Source organism: Alphaproteobacteria bacterium (assembly GCA_040905865.1).
Taxonomy (GTDB): domain Bacteria; phylum Pseudomonadota; class Alphaproteobacteria; order UBA8366.
Genome location: JBBDQU010000065.1, coordinates 71,246 through 82,437 on the forward strand (window position 1 = coordinate 71,246; position 11,192 = coordinate 82,437).

9 protein-coding genes are annotated in these 11,192 nt (G+C 62.7%); 4 read left to right on the forward strand and 5 right to left on the reverse strand.

Annotation, left to right across the window (positions count from 1 at the left end; genetic code table 11):
* Nucleotide 1 precedes the first annotated feature (1 nt).
* Complete coding sequence (locus WD767_14440) at nt 2-2,230, forward strand: ATP-binding protein (GenBank protein ID MEX2617291.1); 2,229 nt, start codon at nt 2-4, stop codon at nt 2,228-2,230.
* 117 nt (nt 2,231-2,347) lie between these two features.
* Nucleotides 2,348-2,704, forward strand: a complete 357-nt coding sequence (locus WD767_14445) for a hypothetical protein (GenBank protein ID MEX2617292.1) — start codon at nt 2,348-2,350, stop codon at nt 2,702-2,704.
* Here the strand turns inward: WD767_14445 and WD767_14450 are convergent.
* Entirely contained in the window at nt 2,691-3,437 is a 747-nt protein-coding gene (locus tag WD767_14450; GenBank protein ID MEX2617293.1) for an SDR family oxidoreductase, read from the reverse strand. The two genes, WD767_14445 and WD767_14450, sit on opposite strands and share 14 nt — an antisense overlap.
* 62 nt (nt 3,438-3,499) lie before the next feature.
* The gene (locus WD767_14455; protein MEX2617294.1) at nt 3,500-4,540 is read right to left on the reverse strand and encodes an Ldh family oxidoreductase; all 1,041 of its coding nucleotides are present in this window, start codon (nt 4,538-4,540) and stop codon (nt 3,500-3,502) included.
* A gap of 160 nt (nt 4,541-4,700) precedes the next feature.
* On the opposite strand from WD767_14455, the gene WD767_14460 reads away from it, so the two are divergent.
* Complete coding sequence (locus tag WD767_14460; GenBank protein MEX2617295.1) at nt 4,701-6,305, forward strand: GMC family oxidoreductase N-terminal domain-containing protein; 1,605 nt, start codon at nt 4,701-4,703, stop codon at nt 6,303-6,305.
* A 112-nt stretch (nt 6,306-6,417) separates the two neighbouring features.
* On the forward strand, nt 6,418-7,680 hold the full coding sequence (locus tag WD767_14465; protein ID MEX2617296.1) for a pentapeptide repeat-containing protein: 1,263 nt from the start codon (nt 6,418-6,420) through the stop codon (nt 7,678-7,680).
* Nucleotides 7,681-7,701: 21 nt separating this feature from the next.
* Here the strand turns inward: WD767_14465 and WD767_14470 are convergent, their stop codons facing one another.
* From WD767_14470 to WD767_14480, 3 genes are read right to left on the reverse strand one after another with little or no spacing between them, the layout of a single operon-like run.
* Nucleotides 7,702-8,085 carry a RidA family protein gene (locus WD767_14470; protein MEX2617297.1) on the reverse strand — a complete coding sequence of 128 codons (384 nt, stop codon included), beginning with the start codon at nt 8,083-8,085 and terminating at the stop codon, nt 7,702-7,704.
* A gap of 33 nt (nt 8,086-8,118) precedes the next feature.
* Complete coding sequence (locus WD767_14475) at nt 8,119-9,447, reverse strand: LLM class flavin-dependent oxidoreductase (GenBank protein ID MEX2617298.1); 1,329 nt, start codon at nt 9,445-9,447, stop codon at nt 8,119-8,121.
* Complete coding sequence (locus WD767_14480; protein ID MEX2617299.1) at nt 9,447-10,244, reverse strand: SDR family oxidoreductase; 798 nt, start codon at nt 10,242-10,244, stop codon at nt 9,447-9,449. The genes WD767_14475 and WD767_14480 overlap by 1 nt, the downstream gene beginning before the upstream one ends.
* Nucleotides 10,245-11,192: the final 948 nt, after the last annotated feature.

Below are 11,192 nucleotides of genomic sequence, written 5' to 3' on the forward strand. Positions count from 1 at the left end.
GTTGACTGCAATCCGCTATCGCTGGCCGTTCAGGACATTTGATACTGTCGGATTTTCGGTGTTTACCGGCCTGACATGCGTTTCCCTGGCCGTGCTGGCCATATGGCTTGACCTGGGCGCATCGAAAACGGCGTTCGACGAACGCGTATCCAGCATGCAGCGAATGCTGGCGCAGCAGTTCGGCAATACCGATGCGATCCTCACATCGCTGGCCGGGCTGCACCATTCAAGCGACAATATAAAAAACCATGAATTCGCAGGACAGTCACGCGAACTTCTTGCGGCCTACCCGTTCGTCGACGCGATCGTGCAGGCGAACGTGCTGGAGGCGGAGAATCGTGCCGCGATGGAAGAACGGATGCAGCGTAACGGCTACGTCCAGTTCAGCCTGAGCGAACATATCGACGGTGAAATCAGGAAACGGACGTCCGGCCGCAAGTTTCACCTGCCGATTGTCGTTCTTGAACCCTTCGATCCCATGAATGCGCCGCTCATTGGCTTTGACCTGCTTTCCAACCCGGCTCTGGCCGATGCCCTGGCGACAGCGATCGCGAGCGGACAGGTGGCGATTTCCAATTCGGTAATCCTCCCGAATCTCGGGGAACGCATATTTGTCTTCAAGGCGTTCTATCTTGGCTACACATCGCCCACCACGGAGAGCCTGCGCAAGATTCAGACCAGCGGCATCATTGCGCTGATCATCGATCCGCGCCGGTTTCTCGAAAAAATCATTAAAGATTACAGCGACCTGGAGATCACCTTCCTCGTGTCCGATGATTCGGAGAACGAATCCAGCAGGACGTTGTTCGAACATGTGCCGAAACAGCAGAGCGTCCGCCTGCCGTTCATCAAATCGTTCACGTCGCAAATACCGCTAAGCGAGAAGAATGCAACCTTCATGCTTGAGATCCGCCGGGCGCCGACACTGGAGCAGATCCGCTTCTGGCTGGTCATTCTGCTGGTCGTCATCGGCGCATTTGGTTGCGGATTCCTCGGTCTCGCGATCTGGCAGAAGCGCGCCAGCCAGTTACGCAGTGACGAAGACGAACGGATCTTGCGTGAAAACGAGATCAGGTTTCGCGACTTTGCGGAAATAGCATCCGATCTGTTCTGGTCGACCGACAGGGATCTCAGGATCGACTATTCCTCCGACGGGCCATTCGTTCTTTCCGTGGAGCCGCTTCAGACGCTGCTGACGGGGGACAGGAAAGACGGCGAGATCAGCATCAGTGAGAGTGTCGCAAGACGGCTTGCGGACGACCTGGAAAATCGCAGGCCGTTTCGTGATATCCGTTACAGCTGCAATGACGCGGACGGTTCCGTCAGGTGGTGGGCGGTGTCCGGCAAGCCGACATTCGACAGCGATGGAACGTTTAGCGGATACCGGGGTACCGGACGCGACGTCACGAAGGAGACGGAAGCGCGCCATGCCCTGATCGAGTCGAAGGAGGAAGCGGAAATTGCCAACCGCTCGAAGTCCGAATTCATCGCGAACATGAGTCACGAACTCCGGACGCCGCTGAACGCGATAATCGGGTTTTCAGAGGTGCTGGAGTCGGAACGCCTCGGGCCGCTGGGGTCGACGCGCTATCGCAGTTACGTGAAGGATATCCACAATTCGGGCATTCATCTCCTGTCGTTGATTAACGACATTCTTGACCTTTCCAAGGTGGAGTCCGGTTTTGATGACCTCAATGAAGAGAGTATCGATATCGCCGAAGTGGTGCGCGCCCTCATTATCCTTATTAACCCGCATGCGGTGAAAGGCGACGTCACGCTTGAAATGGAACTGGAGGAGAACCTGCCGCCGCTGTTTGCCGACGAGCGGAAAATCAAACAGATCCTGGTCAACATCCTGAGCAATGCGATCAAGTTCACGCATTCGAACGGCAAGGTCGTCCTGAAAATCCGGTGCCTGGACACCGGTGCGTTCGAATTCCAGACCTGTGATAACGGTATCGGGATGTCGCCGGAGGAAGTTGAAAAGGCGTTGCTCAAATTCGGTCAGATTGACAGCGAACTCAACCGGAAATACGACGGCACCGGCCTTGGGCTTCCGCTGTCGAAGGCCCTGACGGAGCTTCACGGCGGTGTCCTGAAGATCGACAGCCTGAAGAACTGCGGCACGACTGTCACCATCCGGTTGCCCGCGTGGCGGACCCTGCATGCTGACAATTTGGTTCCCCAAACACATCCCGGCACGTCACGGTCGACTGCCACCACGGTTTGACCGGCGGGGCGTTACTCGTAACAAATTGTTAATCGTTCGGGTAAATAATGCACACCAGAAATCCTCAGCGACGCAGGACCAATAGCGGGCCGACGGGATTTACGGGGGGAGGAGCGCATGGCGCAGGACCCGGTACTGACACTGGACATGTATCTTCGCGCGCTGGCCGCCGAGCGGTCCCGTCTGGCGGATGAAAACGCCCTGTGCGACGTCGCGGGCGATGGTCCGGCTGAAATCGACGCCGCATTCGCCGCCCATAGCGAAAAATGGCATCCGGCAATGCGCAGCCTCGCCGATACGCCTGCCGCGACAATGGATGGCGTCATCGCCAAGCTCCGCATCCTCGCGGCGTCAATGATCGCCGGCCGGGAGACCGTCTATGACGAGGATATTCTCCTGCTCGCCATAGCCGATCTGGAACGGCTGTCCCGGCCGCAAAACCGCATTCTTCCGCACCCTGCTAAAACTGATTGATTACCCCGCCGTTGATCTGCAGCATCTGGCCGTTGATGAAACCGCCCTGGTCCGTCACCAGCAGGTCGACCATCGCGGCGATATCGTCGGGGGTGCCGAGCCGTCCCGCCGGGTTGTTCCGGAGCAGCGCCTGGTAGCGCGGCGCGGAGACGTCCTCGCTGATATCGGGGAAGGTGCCCGGCGAAATGATGTTGGTCGTCACGCCCTGCGGTCCGAACTCCTTCGATAGCGACTTTGTAAGGCCCCACAGCGCGTGTTTGGACACGCTTACCGCCGCCTTGCCCGCATAGCCCTGTTGCGCGTTCATGCCGGTGAAATGGATGATGCGGCCCCAGCCCTTCGCCAGCATGCCCGGCGCACAGGCGCGGGCAAGGTGATAGGCGGAATAGAAATTGGTATCCATGACGCGGTTCCAGTCCGCCTCGCTCGACTTCAGGAAGTCGCCGTCGGGTCGGATCGCGGCGTTGTTGACCAGCACGTCTACGCTGCCGAAGCGGTCGATGGCGGATTGCGCCATGGCCTTGACCTTGCCGGCATCGCCGATATCGCACATCTCGACCATCGATTCCGCGCCAAGTTTCTTGATTTCGTCAGCCACCGCCTCGCAGGCGGCGCGGTCGCGGGAACCGTTGAGCACGATGTTGTAGCCGGATGCGGCAAGATGCAGCGCGATGGCCTTGCCGATATTGCGCCCCGATCCGGTGATCAGCGCGGTCCGCTTGTCCTGAGCCATGAATTGATCCTCCCCGTTCTGCTTCAGATTTCAGGTTCCAGATTTCCGGCGCTGCCAGCCCATCATATGGCGCCGGCGCCGTGGTCGAGTCGCCCCTGCGCCAGCCGGCACAGCGCGTCGTAAATCCGGCGGTCGATTTCGATCCCTTCGCGGCGCAGCACCTCGCGCACGCGGTAGCCGCGTTCGCCTGGCAGACGGATTTCGTCCACGCCCGGCCGGCGCGGTACCGCCTTTATCGCGGCAATGCGCGCCGCCAGTTCGCGCCGGTAGTCGTCCAGGGAAACGAACAGGTCCGGCTTGAAGGCCATGATCATGTAGCCGCGCACATCGCCGGCTTCCCGCGCCTCGGCGCAGAGTGCGCCGATTGCGTCCATGGCCAGCGCCAGGCCGAATCCCTTGTAGCCGCCCTCGGGCCCGCCGAAGGGCAGCAGCGTGCCGCGCCGCGCTTCGCGCGCATCGGTGGTCGGTCGCCCCGAAGCATCCAGCGCGACGCCGTCCGGGATCGGCGCGCCCATGCGTTCGCGCAGCTGCAGGTCCGTCGCCATGAAGGCCGACGTCCCCATGTCGATGACCAGCGGGTCGCCTTCCGACGGAAAGCCGAAGGCGATTGGATTGGTGCCAAGCGCCGGTCCCGCCCCGCCGAAGGGCGCGACCTGCGCCGGGGAACTGACCGTATGGATTCCGACCAGCCCCGCCCGCGCGATCGCTTCGCAGTAATAGGCGCTGCGACCGCTCATCCAGGTATTCGCCATGCAGACGACCGCGAGCCCCCGCGCCGTGGCGCGGCGGATGGCTTCCTGTGTTGCGTAGTGGATGCCGATCATGCCGCTCTGGTTGCCGCCGTCCATCAGCGCGGTAACAGGACTTTCCTTCAGTACACGGGGCGTCTGGCGGGGCTCCCTGAAATCGGGCGCGTCAACGACGTTCAGCAGTTTCGGCAAACCGGAATATTCATACCCGCACAGCGCCGCATCCATCACATGGTCGGCGAGAATCCGGGCATCCGCCGGATCATAGCCGACGCCGCGCATCGCCCTTTCGGCCAGATCCTGCGCCTCGGCCGTGGCGAGGTGAATTCTTTCTTCTCTTTCGGTGTCGGGCATTCCGGCTCCTGATGTACATTCGCGCCGCGAACGGGCGATACTCCGCGATAATACCCGCTGCCGCAAGCACCCGTGGAGCAATACGGCGATATCCCCTAAACTGGTCCCCCGACAGCGCGAACGCACTGACAAATCATCGATAAAACCGGGGGAAGGGTCCATGGCGGACGCGAATACAGAAACATACGACTACATCATTGTCGGGGCGGGTTCGGCCGGTTCGGCGGTGGCGCACCGGTTGTCGGCGAATCCGGACCATCGCGTGCTGCTGCTGGAAGCCGGCCCGCCGAGCCATCCCCTGTCGCGTTTTCCCTTCGGCGCGCGGGCGCTGCTGGCCAATCCGCTGGCCAACTGGTGCTACACCGCGGAGCCGGAAGCGAACACCAACGGCCGCCGCGTTCCGGTGCCGCGCGGCAAGCTGCTGGGCGGATCCAGTTCGATCAACGGGCTGGTCTTCGTGCGCGGCCAGCGTCAGGATTACGATACCTGGGCGCAGATGGGGAACAGGGGCTGGAGCTATGACGACGTGCTGCCGGTATTCAAGCGCCTCGAAAGCTACGAGGGCGGCGACGACGAATACCGGGGCCGCGAAGGCCCGCTGCGGGTGACCTTGCCGGACGAGAAAGGGCCGCTATACGACGCGCTGGTCGAGGCGGCGGCGCAGGTCGGTATCCCGCATGTCGCGGACTATAACGGCGCGACCCAGGAAGGCATTTCCATGAGCCAGGCAACCATCGCCGCCGGCCGCCGGATGAGCACCGCGTATTGCTACCTGGATCCGATCAGGCGCCGCCGCAACCTGACAATCGAAACCGGCGCGCTGACCGAGAGCCTGATGCTGGACGGCACGCGCTGCACCGGCGTGCGCTATTCGGCGAACGGCCGGAAATGCGAGGCGCGGGCGAGTCGCGAGGTCGTGCTCAGCGCCGGGACGATCAATTCGCCGCAGATCCTGGAACTGTCGGGAATCGGCCAGCCGGGGCGGCTGCGGGCGCTGGGCATCGAAGTGAAACACGGGCTGAACGGCGTCGGCGAGAACCTGCGCGACCATTACGCGCCGCGCACCCGCTGGGCCGTCGGCAAGCCCGGTATCACGTATAACGACAAGGCGCGCGGCATCGGGCTGGCGGGCATCGCGCTGCGCTACATGCTGACCCGCAAGGGGCTGATGGGTATCCCGACCGCGCCGATGCGCGCCTTTGTGAAAAGCCGCGACGGGCTGGAGGCGCCGGACGTGCTGCTCGGCTGGGTGCCGCTGCTGTACGAGGCGAATTACAGGATATCGAAACGGCAGGGCTTCACCTGCTACGCCCATGTCATGCGGCCGGAAAGCAGGGGCAGCGTGCACATCGCCGCCGCCGACCCGACGAAGCCGCCGGCGATCAACTTCAATTTCCTGTCGGCCGCGCCGGATGCGGAAATCACCATCCGCGCTGTCCGGATCGCCCGCGAACTGATGACCGCGCCGGCGATGCGGGCCATCGACACGACCGAGATCGCGCCGGGGACGGAGAAGCAATCCGACGAGGATATCCTGCAATGGGTGAAGGAAGTAGGCGAGACGACCTACCACCCGGTCGGCACCTGCAAGATGGGCCCGGACGACATGGCCGTCGTCGATGACCGGCTGCGGGTCCGGGGAATCCAGGGTTTGCGGGTCGCGGACGCCTCGATCATGCCGACCCTGATTTCCGGCAATACCAACGCGCCGTCGATCATGATCGGCGAAAAGGCGGCGGAGATGATATTGAACGCCCGGGCCTGATTGTCCCCCGGGCCTGATCGTCCGGCGGGCGGCGCCGCCGGCATTTACCGAAAATTAACGATAAACTATGAAGGTAATACAAGATTAAGAATTTCCATTGTAAGTGTCCGGCATGCCGCCTGATCCGATCGCCAGGATAATAAAGAACCACCTGCTGTACCGCATGAACAAGGGCGGTATGCGGGGCAATCTGTCTTCGCGGCGATTGACGGGGCTCAGCCTCGCCGGGTTCGACCTGAAATCGATCATCGCGCCCGGCGCCCATTTCGGCGAGTGCAATCTGAGCGACACGGACCTGAGCGAGGCCGATCTTTTCGGCGCCACGCTGGAGCGCGCCAGATGCATTCGCACGAATTTTCAGTACGCGGATCTGCGCGGCGCGCGGCTGCACGGCGCCACGCTGGAAGGCGCGAATTTCAACAATGCGGACCTGCGCGCGGGCCGCTACGCCAGCGACCAGCCCGAGGCGGCGACGAATCTTTCCCGGGCGCAGCTGGATCAGGCCCAGTTCGCCAATTCGGACCTGGACCACGCGGACATGTCCGAGACGAGCTGCGTCGCGTGTAATTTTCGCGGGGCGCAGATGCCGCAGGTCGACCTCACCGGCGCGGATCTGCGGGGGGCCAATCTGAGCAACGCGCGCCTCAAGGGCGCGGTGCTCGCCGGCGCGAACCTGACCGGCGCGGTGCTGGCGGGCGCGTCGCTGGTGGAAGCGGACCTGCGCGACGCCTGCCTTGTCGGCGTCGACCTGAGCCAGACCAACATGTCCTATGCAACGCTGGATTCGCCGGTATCGAAGCCGGATGAGGATCTCGCCATTGTGCTGCGGCAGCACGGGGACTGGCTGAAGAGCGGCGGGAAGGAGGGTTCCCGCGCGGATTTCACCGGTCTCGACCTGAGCCGAATTGACCTGTCCGGCATCGATTTCTCCGCCGCGGGACTGGCCGGCGTGTGCCTGGCCGGCGCCCGGCTGAAGGGCTGCACGCTCGCCATGTGCGATCTCTCCGGCGCGAACCTCGCCGGCGCCAACCTGGCCGAGGCGGATCTGCGCGGCGTCAATCTGTCCGGCGCCGACCTGAAAGCGGCGAACCTGCGCAGGGCGAATATCGGCGTGCTGCACATTCAGGACAGGAACGGCAGGCGTACCGGCAAGGCTGCGACGTCGAACCTGGCCAAGGCGGATTTTACCGACGCCACGCTGACGGACGCCACGCTCAACGGCGCCGCGGTGGCGGGCGCCCTGTTTCTGAGCGCCACGCTGGTGCGGGCGGATTTGCGCGGCTGCGACATGACCGCGGCGGACACCGCGGGCGCCGTGATGGAAGGCGCCAGGACAGGATCGCCGGAAGCGCTCTCCGATCCGGCGGGAGCCTGACCGCGCTATCCCCGACGCCGCTCAGTCGATCACCGCGACGGCTTCGATTTCCACGAGATATTCCGGCGCGGCCAGGCTTTCCACGATGATCAGCGTATTCGCCGGGGGCGGGTCCTGGAAGAACTCGGCCCGCACCTTGCGGTAGGCGTCGCGATAGCTCGGATGGGTCAGCAGCGTGGTGAGCTTGGCCACATTGCCCATGCCGCCGCCGCATTCCTGCAGGATGTTGCGCATATTGGTGAGCACCTGGCGCACCTGCGCCTCGATATCGCCGCGCCCGGCCAGGTTACCCCGGATGTCCCTGGACACCTGGCCGGAGAGGTAATAGGTGTTCCCGACCTTCGCGACATGCGAATAGCCGTCCGTCGGATGGACGCTGGTCAGTTTCAAAATTTCATGCGGCATGACAGTCTCCTCCGTTTGCGGGCCCGCCGGTCATCACGGAAAGAACCGGTTTTCCGGTCTTGGCAGGCCAAGATTCTCCCGTAGCGTAGCGCCCTCATACGCGGTGCGGAAGATGCCCCGGCGCTGCAGTTCCGGCACCACCCTGTCGACGAAATCGTCCAGCCCGGCGGGCAGGTAGGGGAACATGACGTTGAACCCGTCCGAGCCCTTCTCCATCAGCCAGACCTCCATTTCGTCGGCGATGGCGGCGGGCGTGCCGACCAGCGCGTGCCCCGCATAGCCGCCCATGCGCCCGGCGAGCTGGCGGACGTTCAGCCCTTCCTCCTTCGCCATGCGCAGCACGCGCGCGCGGCCGCTCTTGCTGGCGTTGGTTTCCGGGATCGGCGGCAACGGCGCGTCCGGGTCGAACGGCCGCGCATCCACGCCCAGCGCGATGGACAGCGCGGCGATGCCGCTGTCGTAATGCACCAGGCTGTCCAGCAGCGCGCGTTTCTCCCGCGCCTCCGCCTCGCTGTCGCCGACCACGACCAGCGCGCCCGGCAGGATCTTCATATGGTCCGGATTGCGCCCGGCGGTGGCCATTCTGCCTTTCACATCGGCGTAGAATTCCTGCCCTTCCTTCAGCGTGCGCTGCGAGGTGAACACCATCTCCGCCGTTTCCGCCGCCAGCTGTTTGCCGTCTTCCGACGCGCCGGCCTGCACGATCAGCGGCCAGCCCTGCACCGGGCGGCCGATATTCAGCGGCCCGCGCACCGACAGGAACTCGCCTTCATGGTTCAGGGTGTGCAGCCGTTCCGGATCGAAATAGACGCCGCTGTCCACGTCGCGGATGAAGGCGTCATCGGCCCAGCTGTCCCACAGCCCGGTGACCACGTCGTAATATTCGCGCGCCCGGCGATAGCGCGCGGCGTGTTCCATCTGTTCCTTCTGGCCGAAATTCAGCGCGGCGTCCGGGTTGGACGTCGTGACGATGTTCCAGCCCGCGCGCCCGTTGCTGATATGGTCCAGCGAGGCGAAGCGCCGCGCCACCATGTAGGGCGGCTCGAAAGTGGTGGAGGCGGTGGCGATCAGCCCCAGATGCGTCGTCACCATCGCCAGCGCCGGCAGCAGGGTGAGGGGATCGAAGGATGTGACCGTCGCGCTGCGCTTCAGCGCCGCCATCGGCATGTTCAGCACCGCCAGGTGGTCGGCCATGAAGAAGGCGTCGAAACAGCCGCGCTCCAGCGTCTGCGCGTAGCGGACAAGCGCCTGCAGGCTGAAATTCGCATCCGGCGTGCCGCCCGGATAGCGCCAGGCCGCCGTATGGATGCTGACCGGCCGCATGAACGCGCCCAGCCGCAGCTTCGGTTTTTCGGCCGGCATTACAGGCACACGCCCCCGTCGATGATCAGCGTCTGCCCGGTCATGTAGTCCGACGCGGCGGCGGACAGGTACAGCGCCAGGTAGCCGACTTCCTTCAATTCGCCGACCCGGCCAAGCGGCACCACGGTTTTCGCCCGTTCCTTCGTCGCGGCCACGGCGTCGTCGCCGGAGGTCACCGGGTCCGGGAACATGCCCGGCGCGATGGCGTTGACGGTCAGCCCGTAAGGCGCCCATTCCAGCGCCTGGGTGCGGGTGAAGCCGGTCAGCGCCGCCTTGCCGGCGGTGTACAGCACCAGATCCGCGCCGCGCGACTGGGCGGTGAACGACGAGATATTGATCACCTTGCCCGACCCGCGCGCCAGCATGTGCGGCCCCACCGCGCGGGTGCACATCAGCGCCTCGGTCAGGTTGATATCGACGATGAAGCGCAGGTCTGCCTCGGATATCTGCTGCAGCGCGTTTTCCTTGCCGGGCAGGGCGACCAGCGGCTTGCGGATCGAATCGCCCAGCGCGTTGACCAGCACGTCAATGCGGCCCAGCCGTTCGATACCCGCGTCGATCACGCCCTGCGCCCCCGCCGCACCGGTCACGTCGCCGGTGACGGCGACAACCTTGCGTCCGGTCGCCTTGGCCAGGTCGGCGGCCAGCGGCGCCGCGTATTTATCCGTCAGCGCATTGATCGCCACATCGGCCCCGGCCTCCGCCAGCACCTGCGCGATCCCCTTCCCGATCCCGCGCCCCGCGCCGGTGACCAGGATACATTTTCCCGTAACGTCGAATACTGCCGGTGTCGTCATCGCGACCCGCCCCCTCGTGTGTGTTGTGTCCGTTGGGGTGGAGTATCCGTCATGCGGGTGGGGTGGGACAAGTATGGCTATAATTTTCTCATGCAAATTTCGCATGTGACTTCAATATTTTGCACTGTCCCTGATTTCCGTGTCTCACTCAGGGGGTGCAGTTCACTTGTAATTTTGGGGCTGTCACCGATTTGCCGCATAAAACAAGACTTGGCTCCGGACATATGTGGTGTTTATGCAAGGTCGCCTGATTGTCGCATAATTTCCTGTTCTCTAATGGCGACGTCTCCGTCAAAGCACTTGTTGGCTGACATTGTCGATTTTGGATTGTCTGCTAGACCCACTCAAAAGCCGTGGGTTACGGAGATCCTCTTGGTGTTCAGCCTCGCTACAGTACGGCCAGACTGAAAAATCACCGGCTTCCAAAAATTCTTCCCATTTGCGTATTCTCTGCCTTTCCCACCATCCAAAAGTCAGGAGGTTCATGCACCAGTCTTTGCATTCCATGAACGAATACTCCGGCCACAAATATTCTCGATCCGAATGCAAGAAAACGATCCACGTCGCAATCTGCTTCCTCGCCTCTTTGTGCAAGTGGTGTTTATGTTTCGCATAGTGTTGGTTAGTGTCTGAGTATAGATTCCAAGACATCTGATGAACGGCAACAGCCCCTCGGTCACGCCAATCGACTTGGATGTCCGCTAGGTCGTCGTTAGTAATCAACCCGGCAACGTAATGCCGTATAGCGGTAGCTAGCCGGTCTCGGGATTCTCGATCAATCATTGGGATGAGCAGCCTCTATCTGCACTCCTTGGAGCTTTGATTCAATCAGCCAATAGCGTACCTCACCGACATTCGATTTTCAATTTTGTTAATAACGGTGCATTACATTTATGCACTGACAATCATCTAGGCGGCCTCCCCGACGGATGCGACAGTTTCGTTTGC